Below are 15,703 nucleotides of genomic sequence, written 5' to 3' on the forward strand. Positions count from 1 at the left end.
TTCAATAGTATGAAGCACCATGATTCTGCTGAATTTTCTTTAATCAGGTGTGCGGAAAAAAAGTCCAATACCAATCAAAAAAATAAGACCAGTTTGCATGAAAAAAGCAGAATTAAATCCAGCATAAAATTGTTGTGCATAGCCTGCAATAATCAGGGCTCCAATTCCATAAAAAAGCCTGTACAAGGGTCTAGCGAAAGCATAAAGCACCCCAGCTAAACTAAGTAGAAAACAGCCTAAAACCATGTAGTGCAAATCCCAAATAACACTATGAATGGCAAACAAAATACAGACCAATAATCCAATAGAAAGATTCCGATAGCTTTGAAATCCTTTGTCTATACGATAGAGATGAGCCGCGAGTAAAGGAATGAAAAGTAATAAAAATGGGAAATATATCAGCTTGTTACGTCCCAAGAAAAAACTCGAAGGCTTGGGGGTAATTGGATTTTCATTAAAGCTTAATCTGAGCCAACCATTTGGATAACCTTCTGGTATTTGGGCATTCACTAAAAATTGTAATTGTTGTGAGTGTACAACAGGAAGTACATAAGCATCGCTATGTCCATAAAAGTGCCAAGATTGATTGGTTTGGATCGCTTGATAGTCAGTGTTATTTGCTGTGTTGAAATTAAAAAATGCGATGGGGGTGGGTTTGGGTGATAAGGATGTACAGGCTTGTGTTAATGTTCCATTCGTACAGATTGGTAGTACATAGAATTCAGCATCTTTACGAGAACTTTGTTGACCACCAAAATCCAAATAAAAATGAAGTTGGCTGCTTTGATTATTAAATGTGGATGAGGGGCTGAGCCAAGCATGCTCCCCTAAGCTTTTGGCTAATTCATTTAGGTTTAAATTGGTTTTAATCGCATTTGAGCCAAACTGGCTTATAGGAATAAGCCATTGTTGCGTAGTGGGTATGGGTTGATTGCTAATTGCATCATACAACACAGGAGGAGTGGTGCTAAGCTGTTCGACCTTACCTTGTGGATGGCAACTGATTAAAACAAGGCTGATCAGAATAAGAAAGCTGATGAATACAATGATAACAATTTTGAGTCTGAGTATGGCTTGTGGATTTTTTGCATTCATATATTGTGCTTTTTTTATCAAGATATGAGGTGTTTTGTTTTTCATTATTTAGACGTAAAAAAGCCCGCTTTAATGCTGCGGGCTTTTTTGTATTTGGCTCTCCAACCTGGGCTCGAACCAGGGACCTGCGGATTAACAGTCCGTCGCTCTACCGACTGAGCTATTGGAGAATCTGAGTGCGATTATAAGCAGATTTTAAAACAGGTCAAGCATTAGTGGCATAAAAAGAGAGATTTTATAGTTGTATGTTTTATATTTGAGCAAACAAAAAGAATTTAAAGAAAAAATTAACTTTTGGCTTGTGCTTTAAAAAAAGCATTGCTAGATTAATTAAAGAAAGTTGTTGAGGCAAAAACCTCAACAGTGTGGATTTAAACCAACTTGCCAGCACTAAAATGGCTAAATCGGAGTAAGCGAATGAATACGCTCAGCATCCCTGAAATTTTTTCTCAATTCTCATATTATCAAGAAAATTATCTATCTTTGATTCAGCAACCAGAACTGTATTACACGGCTGTGGAAGGTGCATTTGTATCTGTTCGTCCATTTGCTACAGTACAATTGTATTTGGGTGATTTACTTCAATTATGGTTTTCAGAAAAATGGCTGGTTGAATCTGCACGTGAAAGTTGGATTGCAACATATTTTTCTGAGCAGATCGAAGCACAAGAACGTGTATATATTTATGCTTTAGAAGGGCAGCTTTGGTCTAAGCCATTACAAGCTCAAGCTTGGTTGAAATCAGAGCATGCCTCTTGCATTGTTCAGCTAGAACATACTCTGAAATATTATTGCTATTACAAAGCTTTATCTGCACCACAGTACAAATTGAAACCTGCGTAAAAGACTTATCATCATGCTTAATTTGATGTTATTGCACAACATGAAGGGGTGTTGTGCAAGAATATTTAAGCACGAATAATCATGCAAGTTGCGGTAGCATGTGCATAAAGTTTTCCTTCTTCATCCACAATTTTCCCTTCAGAAATCCCTAAATTTTTGCTCATATTGATGACTGTGCCAATCGCAATCAGGTCTTTATTCTGAGGGATAGGGCGGCACATTTTAATATTCAAATCAATGGTTCCGTAGCCTACACCCGCCTCAAGCATGGTATGAATTGCACAACCTGTCACTGAATCAAGTACTGTTGCTGCAAAACCACCATGTACGCCACCTAGAGGGTTTAAATGGCGCTGATCTGCCTTGGCTTTAAAATGAATGCTGCCAAGCGTGACTTCATAAGGTGTCATAGGAATCGTTTCACTGATACTCGGTGCAGGGGCTTTTCCAGCACACATGGCTTTGAGCAACTCTAATCCAGTCATTTCTTTTATGTTCATTTGTAATCCTTTAATTTAACAAGTTCTAAAAAGGAACTATATGGTTAAGATAATAGTGAGCACAAAATGAAGTCAAGAAAAGATTGGAAAACGTCTTTAAGCGTCTAATTCATAAATTTTATCGAGGCTGTCTGCACCTATTAAAATATGCAGAGAAATACATTCACCAGTTGCCCATGTGGCTTGATCAGAGTTGAGGTCAACATCAATAATATCTAAATCACGGCAAAGGGTTAAAGCACTTTCGATGACAATAAATTGGGGGGAGCGGGCTTTTAAGCATTTAGCAATGTAACGTTTAATATTCTGTTGTCGGTATACATCGATAATCTTATAGCGCATGATGAACTCATAGGCGTTTAGCTGTGTGTGAGCGTATCTTAGAAGATCATCTCATGAGTTGCTATGCCTAATGTGTTGCGAAATGTTTGATTCATAAAAATAAATAAGATTTACATTTATTTATAAAGTGTAAACAGTGAAATGATGAGTGTTATTTTTTAATACCAATCGATTAAAACTAAAACAATGCAAAGGAAGATTTAAAAGTGAAAAATGCATGCACAGTGTTTATGTGGGGGCTACGCAATTTGATGTGGATTTAATGAATGACCATATTGATGTGTGTCATTTCCGCTTTGTCATCGACAAAGTAGTGGTTTGCACATGAGCATTGATGTTAAGCCAAGCAGTTTAGTTTTTCAAAAACAAAAGCAATTGGGAATTTTTAAAGCATCGGCGTGGGGTGAGCTTGGCTTTTGCAAGCAATGTGGAACGCCATTGTTTTGGCGGATGCAAGATCATCGTTATTGTAATATTAACGTGTTTACTCTGGGTGAATTACCCAAAGAGCTAAGCTTAGATATGGAATTTATATTGATAATAAACCTGATTTTTATTCACTCAGTCAGCCAACTAAAAAATTAACGGAGGCTGAAGTGGTGGCGAGGTTGAACCGCTAAAGCTATTGGTCGATAGTGACAAAATATGAAAATAAAAAAAAGAGCCCAAATAAATTTGAGCTCTTTTTTTAAAATAATCGGCTAGATTATTTTGCAGCTTTTTCAGCTTCGATTGAGGCAATCGCAGCATCAACGCCTTCGATTGAATCTGCAGCTTTCTTAATACGTGCAAGCGCATCTACAAGCACTTCGTCAGCAGTTGCGTAAGAGATACGCATGAAACCGCCAAGACCGAATGCATCGCCAGGAACTACAGCTACACCAGTTTCTTCCAACAACCATTCTGAGAATTCTGTGCAAGATTTTAAGCCTTTTGCACGAATTAACGGACGGATGTTGGCATAAGCATAGAATGCACCATCGGCAGGTAAGCATGAAATACCGTTGATTTCATTTAAGCCGTTTACAACTAAGTCATGACGACGTTTGAAAGCTTCAATCATTGGCTCAAGTACGTCTTGAGGACCATTCAATGCAGCTTCGGCCGCAACTTGCGAAATTGAAGTTGGGTTAGACGTTGATTGAGATTGGATTTTTTTCATTGCGCCAATGATTTTTGCAGGACCCGCTGCATAGCCAATGCGCCAGCCAGTCATTGCATAGGCTTTAGACACACCGTTTAATACGATTGTACGGTCATATAAGTCTGGGGCAACAGTGGCGATGTTGTAAAACTCATCATCCCAACGGATTGGTTCGTACATGTCATCAGATGCAACAAATACTTGTGGGTGACGACGTAATACATCAGCTAAAGCTTCAAGTTCAGCTTTGGTATAAATCATACCTGTTGGGTTAGATGGGCTGTTGAGTACCACTAAACGCGTTTTTTCAGTGATTGCAGCTTCTAATTGTTCTGGTGTGATTTTGAAACGTTGTTCTTCACCACATTTCACAATGACAGGTGTACCTTCAGCAATAATCACCATGTCTGGATAGCTTACCCAGAAAGGTGCAGGAATAATCACTTCATCACCTTTGTTTAACAAAGCCAATGCCAAGTTAAAGAAAGATTGTTTACCACCACAAGAAACCAAAATTTGGTTCGCTTGGTAGTCAAGATTATTGTCGCGTTTAAATTTTGCGATAATTGCTTTTTTAAGGCCTGGCGTACCATCGACAGCGGTATATTTAGTAAAACCGTTGTTAATTGCTGCAATAGCGGCATCTTTGATGTGTTGCGGGGTGTCAAAATCTGGTTCACCAGCTCCCAAGCCAATGACATTTTTACCAGCAGCTTTAAGTTCAGCAGCTTTGTTGGTCACAGCTAGTGTAGGGGACGGTTTGATGGCATTTACACGATCAGATAGACGTACGTCCACGGCGTTATTCCTTCTTATGGAGGGTAAAAAATAAAAAGCACAATATCTTAGCCTAAAAACAATGACTACGTCGTTTAAAATAAGCTCAAACACATAAAAAAATTCAATTTCGAAGCATCATTTTCAAAAATGTACAGAATTAGGAAGTTTCTCGCATCTTTATGAAAAAAACTTTAAAATAAGCCCAATTTGATGAGAGTGATGGACATGAGTAAGCAACAGCCTACTTCTAAAAAAACTTTGGTGAATCTCCCATTCCCAATGCCAAATGCTGAGCAAGGTGCTGACGATGATGTCGCACATAATCAGGTGCGCCCAAAACCAGAGCAATATGCAGATCGAACTTGGATGCCACCACGCGGTACACGACGTTCAATGGGTAAACGTTAAAAAAAGAAGTGCATATGCACTTCTTTTTTTATGGGGAAAATTAACGTGCACGACATTCATTGTGCTCATAATACTGTTCTTTATTTAGATACATCATTTGATCTGCGTGTTTAAGTATGTCTTCAATGTGTCCATGCAGTTTGACTATCGCATGTTCGGGACGAGTAATATAAGGTGTTTTGAATGAGTTGATTTAATATTCCACCCGTGCGTCGAAGCAGTCCATCACCAACATCATGTCCTAAACTGTTGTTGACTTCTTTTAAACCATTCATGTCAAGGAAAATACAGGAAACGGGGCGTAAGAGGCTATGTTCTAAGTGGTTCATTTCTTTGGTGTAAAATGAGCGATTATAAAGTTTGGTCAAGACATCATGTTTGCCCAAATATTCCAGATAATTTTCGGCTTTTTTACGTGCTGTAATATTTTAATTTTACGCGCGCACTCTAAGACGCATGACTCATCTTCGAGTAAAAATTGTTGGAGGTCTTGGATGCCTTGCGCTTACCAAAGATCAAATTGTTTTTTGACCTCACTAAAGTCTTCTAGCCACATGGCGATGGAGGCTAATTCAAAAATTGAGGAATCGAGTAATTCCATGAATTGCTCATATTTATTATTTAAGTTGAGCTTCGTATAGGGATAATTTTTTCATTTTTAAATCATGTGATGAATAAAAGTATTACATCTTATTTTGTGATGATTTTGGCATTAAACTTGCCATAAAATGGGGTTGTCTGAACTTTATTTTCAACACATCCCCATGTTGATGGTGCTGAATTAGTGAACTGATCTTCGGGCTTTATTTTCTGGTTTAGGTGCGGCTATTTCGCGTTGATGATTCCAAACATCGAGGAAATCTTGCTCATTGATGTTGTAAAGCTCGAGTAACGCAAGTATGACACCGCCAATGACCATACGGCTTTCTAAAGGTGAGTCGATACGAAATTCTTTTTCATTTAGATTGTGCAAAATATCTTCAATTTCGAAAATGCGATCTCGTCCATTGCTATCAGTTGGATACATTGGCGTATTCAAAATAATTTGTGCCAGACTTTTTTCATTGTCTGCCAATGGGAGTTGTTCAATCACTTGATCAAGAGCTTCGCTTGGGAAAATGACGTGGTCTTGCAAGACCGCTTTTAAGAACGCTTGACGTAATTTAGGTAAAGTTTGTTCCACAAAAGGACGGAATGAGGCAGGAAAAATGACATTATGAGAAATGCCTTTAAACATCGGTGCAATTTCTTCAACTTTGTAACCTGCAACGCCACAACCTACGGAAGTAATGAAGTATTTGGTTTTAGGATGATGCTGAGTATAAATTTTAAAATCATCAATATAATGCTGAATCTGTGAAAGCGGCATTTGTTGTAAATGTTCATTCATGGTCGGAATAGCATAGCTTTGACCTGCCCAGCCTCGTCCTGCACCTTTCATGGCACCAAAATGTAACAAAGCGATTTTAGCAGCACCACCCGCATGCGTACCCGCCATATTACTGCCAAAAACAAACACGGTATCTTCAGGTAAACTTTTAACAATGGTTTCATCATGGTAATGGTAGCGCATAAGTATTTTATCTAATCATCATTATTGATTCATGTTGCAACTGAATAGGGCATGGGTCAAGTAGCAGGCTGTGCTTTTTTAAATAGATTATTTATAGGGTTCATTTAAACAAGACGCTAAATATTCAGTCTGCCTCATGCGAAAGTCCAAGAATGCATGTTGCATGTTGCTCAACTGCCCCCATACTATGTTAAGTCATAAGTGTGCCGAAGATGGAAACCATGCAAGAGCGTCAAAAACCTGTGCAAGATAGCCAACAACCTTTTGATTTGGTGACTCAGTTTCAACCTGCTGGGGATCAGCCACAGGCGATTGAAAAACTGGTACATGGTGTTGAACAAGGTTATCGGAATCAATTGTTACTTGGGGTGACAGGGTCTGGTAAAACTTACACCATGGCAAATGTAATTGCTCAGACGCAACGTCCGACTATTATCATGGCACATAACAAGACTTTAGCTGCGCAGCTTTATGGTGAATTTAAAGCATTTTTCCCGAATAATGCGGTTGAGTATTTCGTCAGTTATTACGATTACTACCAGCCAGAAGCGTATGTACCGTCTTCAGATACTTTTATTGAAAAAGATGCCGCGATTAATGATCATATTGATCAGATGCGTTTGTCTGCAACACGGGCTTTGCTTGAACGTCGGGATGCCATTATTGTGGCTTCGGTTTCTGCCATTTATGGTTTGGGTGATCCCAATGCCTACATGAGTATGTTGTTACATATTGTGCAGGGCGACCGAATGAACCGAGATGAGATTATTCGTCGTCTGGTTGAAATGCAATATAGCCGTAACGAATTAGAATTTTTACGTGCGACTTATCGTATCCGTGGCGAAATCATTGATATTTTCCCTGCCGAATCGGATCAACATGCAATTCGTATTGAGTTATTTGATGATGAGGTCGATTCGATTCGTTGGTTTGATCCATTAACAGGGAAAATGATTAGAAAAGTTCCACGCGTCACGATTTATCCGAAAAGCCATTATGTGACACCCAAAGAGAATCTTGAGCGTGCGATTGGTACCATTCGAGAAGAACTAAAAGAGCGTTTGGTATTTTTCCGTGAACACGACAAATTGCTAGAAGCACAGCGAATTGAACAGCGCACCCGTTATGATTTGGAAATGATGCAACAGTTGGGTTATACCAATGGCATTGAAAACTATTCACGTCATTTATCTGGACGACCATCAGGGGAGGCACCGCCCACCTTGTTTGATTATATCCCTGATGATGCCTTGTTAATTATTGATGAGTCGCATGTGACTGTGCCGCAAATTGGCGCTATGTATAAGGGTGACCGCTCACGTAAAGAGAATCTGGTGAACTATGGCTTCCGTTTGCCAAGCGCGCTAGATAACCGTCCAATGAAATTTGAAGAATGGGAGCGCATTGTTCCGAGCACTATCTATGTGAGTGCAACCCCAGCAAAGTATGAATTAGAAAAATCGGAACAAGTGGTTGAACAAGTAGTACGACCAACAGGATTGGTTGATCCTGAAATCGAAATCCGTCCAGTGTTGACCCAAGTGGATGATGTACTGTCTGAAATTAATATTCGTAAAGAATTTAATGAACGTGTTTTGGTGACGACATTAACCAAGCGTATGGCAGAAGATTTGACTTCATATTTAAAAGAATATGGTGTGAAAGTCGCGTATTTACATTCAGATATTGATACAGTTGAGCGCGTTAAAATTATTCACGAATTACGTTCAGGTATTCATGATGTTTTGGTGGGGATTAACTTGTTACGCGAAGGCTTAGACATGCCCGAAGTGTCTTTGGTCGCAATTTTGGATGCAGATAAAGAGGGTTTCTTACGCTCAGAACGTGCCTTGATTCAAACCATTGGTCGTGCCGCACGTAATTTAAAAGGTAAGGCTATTTTGTATGCAGATCGTATCACCGATTCTATGCAAAAGGCGATTGATGAAACCGACCGTCGTCGTGCCAAACAAATTGAGTTTAATTTGGAGCATGGTATTACTCCGCGTAGTGCTGTACGTCAGGTTGTTAGGGAAATTGACACTGGTGAAGTACTCAATGATGACCAGATTGATGCCAATATTGCAGATCAGGCTCAAGCATTGTCTGCGGATGAACAACATATTTTGTCGAATCCAAAGTTGTTCAGTAAACACATGGCAAAACTGGAAAAAGAGATGTTAAAAGCATCGAAAGAGTTGCAGTTTGAACAGGCAGCACGTTTGCGAGATGAAATTGTGCGCCTTAAAGCCCAATTGCTGCGATGAGTTCACACACGTGTTCTGCAAAATCATTACATAACACTACAGTGTGTCGGGTCAAAGCCCGCTATTTTTTAAGAAATTAAATTTGGGCTTTGACTAAATCAATCTTTTTAAAGGATATGTAGTTATGCGTAAAAATAATCTTCCTAAAGCAAGCTGGCGTATTACAAAAATTGTGATTGGTGGGGCAATCTTGGTGGGGTTGGGCGCAGCGACTTTGGCCTATGCGCAAACCAAACCTATGCCTGTGGTGGAAAAGGTTGAATTAGATCGTTATTTGGGTGTTTGGTATGAAGTTGCACGCAAGCCCATGTATTTTCAAAACAAATGTGCAAGAGATATTTCAGCAACCTATACCTTAAATGAAAATGGTAATGTAAGTGTGGATAATCGGTGTTATTCAAAAGATGGCATCTTACAGCAGGCGATAGGTGAGGCTTTTGTTAAGAATCCGCCTTTTAATTCTAAGTTACAGGTAAGTTTCCTGCCAGAAGCAGCACGTTGGATCCCTGTGGCACGAGGGGATTATTGGATTTTAAAACTGGATGATGACTATCAAACGGTGTTAGTCGGTGAACCACGCCGAAAATACATGTGGGTACTCTCGCGTACACCAGAAGCGAAGCCTGAAGTCATCAATGAATATTTAGAATATGCCAAAACACTGGGTTATGATTTGAGTGATTTAATTCGAACAACACACAGTAAAGTCAAACCAAAATAATAGACAACTTGCATAACTCATAAACCGAACAATCATTTGCTGTAATTCTGCACCGACATTTTTTGATATTTCATGCATAATTTATGCATGAAATATATTGATATACAGAAACTGACTGATCCTCAGTTCAAACGCCTAACAGGAATATCTTGGTCTACTTATAAAGTGATGATTGATGTACTCAATCTTCATTTATCATCAACAGGGCGACCCTCTAAATTATCCATAGAAGACCAATTGCTTCTCTGTTTGAGCTATTGGCGTGAGTACCGTACTTTATTCCATGTTGGAATGACTTATGGTGTGTCAGAAGCAACAGCTTCAAGAATTGTTCGCTATACAGAAGACTGTTTAATCCGCTCTAAGAAATTTAATTTACCGAAAAAATTACCTGTTGGTGGAGGTTTAGATTGGGATGTTGTTATCGTAGATGCAACAGAAATAGTCGTACAACGTCCTAAAAAAACAGAAGAAAAGCTATAGCGGCAAGCAAAAGGCACATACGTTTAAAGTACAAGCGATCATTCACTATAAAACACAGCAAATCCTAAGTTTATGTATGTGCAAAGGTGCAGTACACGACTTTGAATTATTTAAAAGAAATCAGCATTTAATTCCAAAAGAATCGTTTGTATTAGCGGATAAAGGTTATCAAGGGATCTATGCGATTTATGAAAAAAGTTTAATACCAATAAAAGCAAAACGAGGATGTAAATTAGATCCTGTATTAAAACAACACAACCGTGAAATCAATAAAAGAAGAATAGGAATTGAACATGTATTTGGTGTACTCAAGACCTTCAAAATACTTTCAGAGCGCTATCGAAATAGAGGGAAAAGGCTCGGTTTAAGATTCAATTTAATTGCTGGAATTTACAACTTAGAATTGAATGAAAAATGAGTTATGAAAGAGATCTAATTTTTAAGGCTTAAAGCCTATTTTAACGATTAATAATTCGACAAAATTTAAGCCGTGACTTGTGTGAAAGTTATTTTAATGGGGACGTATTTTATTTAACTTATCGGTATACTAAGCCCAGCAAATCGTTTGGGTGAAAAGATGTATAAAGGCGTAGCACTGTCGGTATTGGCATCCGTCACTTTTGGCGTGCTTTACGGTTATACTGAATTTTTAAAACCCTTAGATAGCGAACATACTTTCGCTTGGCGTATGTTGTCGACGTTACCTTTTTTAACCCTGTTTATGTGGTGGTCAGGCGAACTCAAGCTTATTGCTGAATTATTCAAAAAAGTTTTTCAAAATCCAATTTATCTACTTTGGCTGTTCATTAGTTCTTTATTGTGTACATCGCAGTTGTGGCTATTCCTCTGGGGGCCAATCAATGGGCGTGGTTTAGAAGTATCTTTAGGATATTTTTTATTGCCTTTGGTTATGGTGTTGATCGGATGTGTATTACATAAAGAAAAGCTTTCCCGTTGGCAATTACTGGCAGTCATTTTGGCGGCACTAGGTGTCATACATGAGATTTGGCGCATCGGTAGTGTTGCGTGGGAAACACTGTATGTTGCTTTGGCATACCCTTTATATTTTTATTTACGCCGACTATTCAAATCAGATCACTTAGGTGGTTTTTGGTGGGATTTATTTTTAGTTTTACCGATTGCTTTTTATCTGTTGTCCGATGCAGAAGCTTTAAGCATCATTGAACACTACCCACATTTAATCTGGGCGATTATTGGTTTGGGTTTTTTAAGTGCGCTTGGCTTGGGAAGTTATATTCTGGCGAGCCGTTTTTTACCTTTTGTTTTATTTGGTCTGCTCAGTTACTTAGAACCTGTATTGTTGGCTGCCGCATCCATTGCTTTGGGTGAGCAAGTTGCCCCAGAAGAATGGCTGACTTATATTCCAATTTGGTGTGCGGTGTTGGTCTTGGTGATTGAAGGGTGTTTGCATTTGTACAAGCAGCAGCGTCAAAAGCGCAATCTTGAACGTAATATTGCAAAAACGGATGCACGTATAAATGATCAATTATAAGAGAAGTCGGTGTAAAACCTGATTTAAGTTGATGTGCTTTTACAGGGGGAAATCTCTATTTTTTCTGTTTCCGCTCTTTTTTATTTGAACCGATTTTTCTTAAATTTGGCTCGAAAAGTAAAATCACATCGAAAATTACAACTATTTTGTAAATTTATAATGAATATGTAGGAAAATAGCAGCGGCTGCACCAGCTTTTGATTCAATCTTGCTGACAATTCCTTTACAATTGTCGCGTTTTGAAAATTATGCCTAGATATACAATTTAATTAGAGGACGTATCTGTGAGCAAAGAGACTATTACCGCCCTACATGCAGAGCACCAAGGTCGCTGGAAAAACCGTGAAGAAATCGCGGAACAAATGATTGCTTTAATCGGTAAGCTTTACCGTGAAAAAAATATTGTGGTTTCAGTGTTTGGACGTTCTTTAGTTAACCGTTCAGTTATGCAAATTTTAAAAGCGCACCGTTTCACTCGTATGATGGACGTTGAGCTTTCAGTTGTACATACGTTCCCAATTCTTCAAGCATTGGCGAAAATTGAAAATATCGGTACTGCTGAAATTGATTTAGGTAAATTAGCCGTTGCATTTAAAGAGCAAGGTGGCGATGTTGATGCATTTGTTGCAGCGGCTGTTAAATCTGTAGAAGGTCGTGCGACTTCAGTAGAAGGTCGTGACGTTGTCCTTTACGGTTTTGGTCGTATCGGTCGTATTCTTGCACGTTTAATGATTGGTCAGTCTGGCCTTGGCCGTGGTTTGAACCTAAAAGCGATTGTGGTTCGTAAGTCATCTGATGGTGATTTAGAAAAACGTGCGTCTTTATTACGCCGTGACTCAATTCATGGTCCATTTTCTGGTACGATTTCTGTAGATGAAGAAAACGAAGCAATCATTGCAAACGGTCAATTCATCAAAGTTATTTATGCGTCAAATCCAACTGAAGTTGATTATACCGATTATGGTATTACCAATGCGTTGGTGATTGACAACACGGGTAAATGGCGTGATGCAGAAGGTCTTGCACAACACCTTAACTGCCCAGGTGCTGCACGCGTAATTTTAACTGCACCTGGTAAAGGTGACATGAAAAACGTAGTGTTCGGTGTTAACCAAGCAGACATTCTGGATGAAGATCAAATCATCTCAGCTGCAAGCTGTACAACCAACGCAATCACGCCAACATTGAAAGTATTACATGACAAATACACAGTGTTAAATGGTCACGTTGAAACAGTTCACTCGTTCACAAACGACCAGAACTTAATCGACAACTACCACAAAGCGGATCGTCGTGGTCGTGCTGCGACTTTGAACATGGTAATTACTGAAACTGGTGCGGCTAAAGCAGTTGCGAAAGCACTTCCAGCACTTCAAGGTAAATTAACAGGTAACTCTGTACGTGTTCCAACACCAAACGTTTCACTTGCGATTTTAAACTTAACTTTAGATAAAGAAGTTGATCGTGATGAAGTGAATGAATACATTCGTAAAATCTCAATCAGCTCTAGCCTTCAAGGTCAGATTGGTTATACCAACTCGACGGAAGTTGTATCTTCTGACTTCATTGGTTCGCGTACTGCGGGGGTATTTGACGCGCAAGCGACAATCACTTCAGGCAACCGCTTAACTGCATACGTATGGTATGACAACGAAGTAGGTTATAGCTGCCAAGTATTACGTATTGCTGAACAAATGGGCGGCGTAAGCTATCCAAAAGTTCCTGCTGAAACAAATGCATAATTTGTTCAGTTAAGAAAAAAGAGCTTCAGTAATGAAGCTCTTTTTTTGTCTCTACAGTTCTTAAGTGTCCAAAAAGAGTTTTTTAGTTGACTTAAATAACAAGGTGTATGCAAATCAGGTCAATGCAATAATTCCGACAAAATTAGTAGTATTAAATTTAATACGTTATGCTGGTGCTGATCTGGCATATCAAAATAGATGTGATGATTGCTTGATCTGAGTAAAGTGGTTGTCCCTAGAATGACTCAAATGAATTGAGTCAATTAAAAAAACGAACTTAAAGGATTAAGTCATTGCAAATAAAAAGAGTGCTTGCTGGTTTGGCATTTTTGGGGTTAGCGACCCTCAGCGGTGTCTTACTCGCAATTTGGGTGTTTCAACATTTCAATATTTATATTCCGCTGAACAATCAAGATGTGAATATTGACCTGCAAGAACCACTACAAGCGAAAGTTAAAATTCATGATGCTTTGGATGTGAATGTCTCAGGGAAAATTCGTGCTGAAATTCCAATTAAAGAACAGTTAGACATTCCTTTAGCACAGACATTGACTCCACGAGTTTATTTTGATAGCCAAGTCCCCATTAAAACCATGATTCCTGTGCAGGAAACTTTAAAGGTACAGCAAAATTTACCCATCGATACGCGTGTAAATGTGGTGATTATGGGGCAAAACATCAGCTTACCGTTAAAAGGCTCAATTCCAATCAATCTAGATGTGCCGATTCATATTAATGTGCCATTAGAACAAAATGTGCACTTAAAGTTTGATGCACCCGTACGAACGGTACTGAAAGAGAATTTGCATATTCCGTTAAATGCCACATTAAAGACAGAGATTCCTGTACAAGGACAATTGAATGTCCCAATCAAGACTGCTTTAAATGCCACAGTGGATGTACAAAATACCTTGCCTGTGAAAATTCAGAAGGGGGAATTAAAAGTTCCTTTGAATACGTTAAAGCTCTCATCAGCACAGTTTGAACAACCGCAGTTGGTTCGAGCTGAATAGGAGGTAAGTCGTGTTTTCTTCCTATCGTTTTTGGTGTTTCAGTTTTATTGGGCTAGTCGTCGCGATAGCGATTTTGTTCTGGTTGTATTTGAACGTGATTGCCTCTATGCAAATTTCGACACATCGTTCGGAAATTATGTTGCCAGATGCTTTAGCAACCAAAATTCATGTAGGTAACTATTTAGATATTCACTCTCAAGGCAAGTTGAATACGCAAATAGATATTGATCGTCAACTGAATCTACCTTTGAAAGGAAAATATCTTGCAGATTTAAAATTCGAAATAGAAACACCGATTACCGTGAATATTGACTATCAAACCATGATCCGTATTGATCAGTTAATGCCTGTAGAAACGACGACCGATTTAATTTATCAAAATCAATTGTTGCCCAAGTTCCCTTTGAAACTCGATATTCCTGTTCAGTTGGATGTGCCATTTGAACTTAAACGTGCCTACACCATTCCTGTGAAGATTCAATTTGATGGACCTGTTTACTTCGAGTTTGATGAGCGTGTTGGTTTACACGTAGTCCACCGTTTTTCACCGCAACTGAACTTGAATGACCCAATGAAAATGGATCGTATTGCCAGTTTTGATGCCACTATGTACAACGCCGTACGAAAAACTTTAGTCAATTTAGAGCTGAATATGCATTTGCCTGTACATCATATTCATCCTTGAATAACGCTCAATATCCATAACTTCAATGGACATTTTAGATGTGGTTTATCTACTCTAGGCTTGGAAAAGAATGAATCACTTCCTTGATGGTTAAAGATTAATCTGATAGCTTACCGAATGAAAGTATAGATAAGAAAAGTAAGCAGCTACTGCACTGAGGGGAGTTTATGAGTACGTATGTAACCAGTAAGTTATTGGGTCAGGTTTTGTCGACAGCTTGTCCTTCCCGCGAAATACTTGAGCATCTTTCCAGTAAATGGTCACTATTAGTGCTGCATTGTTTAAGTGAAGGTGTGCATCGTTTCAGTGAATTAAAAGTAAAAATTGAGGGGATTAGTGAAAAAATGTTGTCGCAAACCCTTAAAATATTAGAACAAGATGGTTTTATTTTACGTACCGTATATCCAATTGTACCACCGAAAGTGGAGTATCAATTGACGATTATAGGTTCGCAGGTTGCGGCAAAGGTCAATGAATTCATTTATTGGATAGAGCGAAATTTACCTGAAATTTTAGAACAGAAACCTAAAATAAATATCTAAATTCATGGCTCATTCAGTAGTTTATGCTTGAGTGTCATATAACACGCTAAAT

General features: G+C 38.7%; 15 protein-coding genes, 1 tRNA gene and 3 pseudogenes. 12 read left to right on the forward strand and 7 right to left on the reverse strand.

Going from position 1 to position 15,703, the window contains the following annotated elements:
• Positions 1 to 39: 39 nt before the first annotated feature.
• Together M5E07_RS05315 and M5E07_RS05320 are read right to left on the reverse strand one after the other, a co-directional pair.
• Positions 40 to 1,095, reverse strand: a complete 1,056-nt coding sequence (locus M5E07_RS05315; RefSeq protein ID WP_252222671.1) for a hypothetical protein — start codon at positions 1,093 to 1,095, stop codon at positions 40 to 42.
• A 94-nt stretch (positions 1,096 to 1,189) separates the two neighbouring features.
• Positions 1,190 to 1,265: transfer RNA gene (locus M5E07_RS05320), tRNA-Asn, on the reverse strand.
• Between the two features lie 247 nt (positions 1,266 to 1,512).
• On the opposite strand from M5E07_RS05320, the gene M5E07_RS05325 reads away from it, so the two are divergent.
• A complete protein-coding gene (locus M5E07_RS05325) occupies positions 1,513 to 1,938 on the forward strand; it encodes a hypothetical protein (RefSeq protein ID WP_252222674.1) in 426 nt (141 codons plus the stop codon).
• A 65-nt stretch (positions 1,939 to 2,003) separates the two neighbouring features.
• Here the strand turns inward: M5E07_RS05325 and M5E07_RS05330 are convergent, their stop codons facing one another.
• On the reverse strand, positions 2,004 to 2,438 hold the full coding sequence (locus M5E07_RS05330; RefSeq protein ID WP_252222677.1) for a PaaI family thioesterase: 435 nt from the start codon (positions 2,436 to 2,438) through the stop codon (positions 2,004 to 2,006).
• A gap of 96 nt (positions 2,439 to 2,534) precedes the next feature.
• Positions 2,535 to 2,780 (reverse strand): hypothetical protein, encoded by a 246-nt coding sequence (locus M5E07_RS05335; RefSeq protein ID WP_116759208.1) that lies wholly within the window; start codon positions 2,778 to 2,780, stop codon positions 2,535 to 2,537.
• 213 nt (positions 2,781 to 2,993) lie between these two features.
• Here M5E07_RS05335 and M5E07_RS05340 point away from each other — a divergent pair.
• A pseudogene (locus tag M5E07_RS05340) lies at positions 2,994 to 3,400 on the forward strand (GFA family protein).
• A gap of 86 nt (positions 3,401 to 3,486) precedes the next feature.
• On the opposite strand, the gene M5E07_RS05345 reads toward M5E07_RS05340, so the two are convergent.
• Positions 3,487 to 4,722: a pyridoxal phosphate-dependent aminotransferase gene (locus M5E07_RS05345; RefSeq protein WP_116759209.1), complete on the reverse strand. Its 1,236-nt coding sequence runs from the start codon at positions 4,720 to 4,722 to the stop codon at positions 3,487 to 3,489.
• 207 nt (positions 4,723 to 4,929) lie between these two features.
• Between M5E07_RS05345 and M5E07_RS05350 the strand changes: the two genes are divergently transcribed.
• Positions 4,930 to 5,112: a hypothetical protein gene (locus M5E07_RS05350; protein WP_252222680.1), complete on the forward strand. Its 183-nt coding sequence runs from the start codon at positions 4,930 to 4,932 to the stop codon at positions 5,110 to 5,112.
• Between the two features lie 155 nt (positions 5,113 to 5,267).
• Here the strand turns inward: M5E07_RS05350 and M5E07_RS05355 are convergent.
• Together M5E07_RS05355 and M5E07_RS05360 are read right to left on the reverse strand one after the other, a co-directional pair.
• A pseudogene (locus M5E07_RS05355) lies at positions 5,268 to 5,540 on the reverse strand (diguanylate cyclase domain-containing protein); the annotation flags it as partial.
• A 353-nt stretch (positions 5,541 to 5,893) separates the two neighbouring features.
• On the reverse strand, positions 5,894 to 6,685 hold the full coding sequence (locus M5E07_RS05360) for an A1S_2505 family phage non-structural protein (protein WP_252222683.1): 792 nt from the start codon (positions 6,683 to 6,685) through the stop codon (positions 5,894 to 5,896).
• Between the two features lie 221 nt (positions 6,686 to 6,906).
• Between M5E07_RS05360 and uvrB the strand changes: the two genes are divergently transcribed.
• The 9 genes and pseudogenes from uvrB (at position 6,907) to M5E07_RS05405 (ending at position 15,651) form a co-directional block, all read left to right on the forward strand.
• Positions 6,907 to 8,952 carry an excinuclease ABC subunit UvrB gene (gene uvrB, locus M5E07_RS05365; RefSeq protein WP_252223708.1) on the forward strand — a complete coding sequence of 682 codons (2,046 nt, stop codon included), beginning with the start codon at positions 6,907 to 6,909 and terminating at the stop codon, positions 8,950 to 8,952.
• A 124-nt stretch (positions 8,953 to 9,076) separates the two neighbouring features.
• Positions 9,077 to 9,673, forward strand: coding sequence for a lipocalin family protein (locus M5E07_RS05370; RefSeq protein WP_252222686.1), 597 nt, complete (start codon positions 9,077 to 9,079; stop codon positions 9,671 to 9,673).
• A 72-nt stretch (positions 9,674 to 9,745) separates the two neighbouring features.
• Positions 9,746 to 10,156, forward strand: coding sequence for a transposase family protein (locus M5E07_RS05375; protein WP_080754119.1), 411 nt, complete (start codon positions 9,746 to 9,748; stop codon positions 10,154 to 10,156).
• Between the two features lie 34 nt (positions 10,157 to 10,190).
• Positions 10,191 to 10,574, forward strand: a pseudogene (locus tag M5E07_RS05380) (transposase); the annotation flags it as partial.
• A 159-nt stretch (positions 10,575 to 10,733) separates the two neighbouring features.
• Positions 10,734 to 11,669: an EamA family transporter RarD gene (rarD, locus tag M5E07_RS05385; RefSeq protein ID WP_252222690.1), complete on the forward strand. Its 936-nt coding sequence runs from the start codon at positions 10,734 to 10,736 to the stop codon at positions 11,667 to 11,669.
• Between the two features lie 284 nt (positions 11,670 to 11,953).
• A complete protein-coding gene (locus tag M5E07_RS05390) occupies positions 11,954 to 13,411 on the forward strand; it encodes a glyceraldehyde-3-phosphate dehydrogenase (protein WP_116759214.1) in 1,458 nt (485 codons plus the stop codon).
• Between the two features lie 293 nt (positions 13,412 to 13,704).
• Positions 13,705 to 14,424 carry an MFS transporter gene (locus M5E07_RS05395; RefSeq protein ID WP_252222693.1) on the forward strand — a complete coding sequence of 240 codons (720 nt, stop codon included), beginning with the start codon at positions 13,705 to 13,707 and terminating at the stop codon, positions 14,422 to 14,424.
• 10 nt (positions 14,425 to 14,434) lie between these two features.
• Positions 14,435 to 15,109, forward strand: a complete 675-nt coding sequence (locus tag M5E07_RS05400; RefSeq protein WP_252222696.1) for a hypothetical protein — start codon at positions 14,435 to 14,437, stop codon at positions 15,107 to 15,109.
• Positions 15,110 to 15,276: 167 nt separating this feature from the next.
• On the forward strand, positions 15,277 to 15,651 hold the full coding sequence (locus M5E07_RS05405; protein ID WP_252222699.1) for a winged helix-turn-helix transcriptional regulator: 375 nt from the start codon (positions 15,277 to 15,279) through the stop codon (positions 15,649 to 15,651).
• Positions 15,652 to 15,703: the final 52 nt, after the last annotated feature.

It is taken from the genome of Acinetobacter tibetensis, assembly GCF_023824315.1.
Lineage (GTDB): Bacteria > Pseudomonadota > Gammaproteobacteria > Pseudomonadales > Moraxellaceae > Acinetobacter > Acinetobacter tibetensis.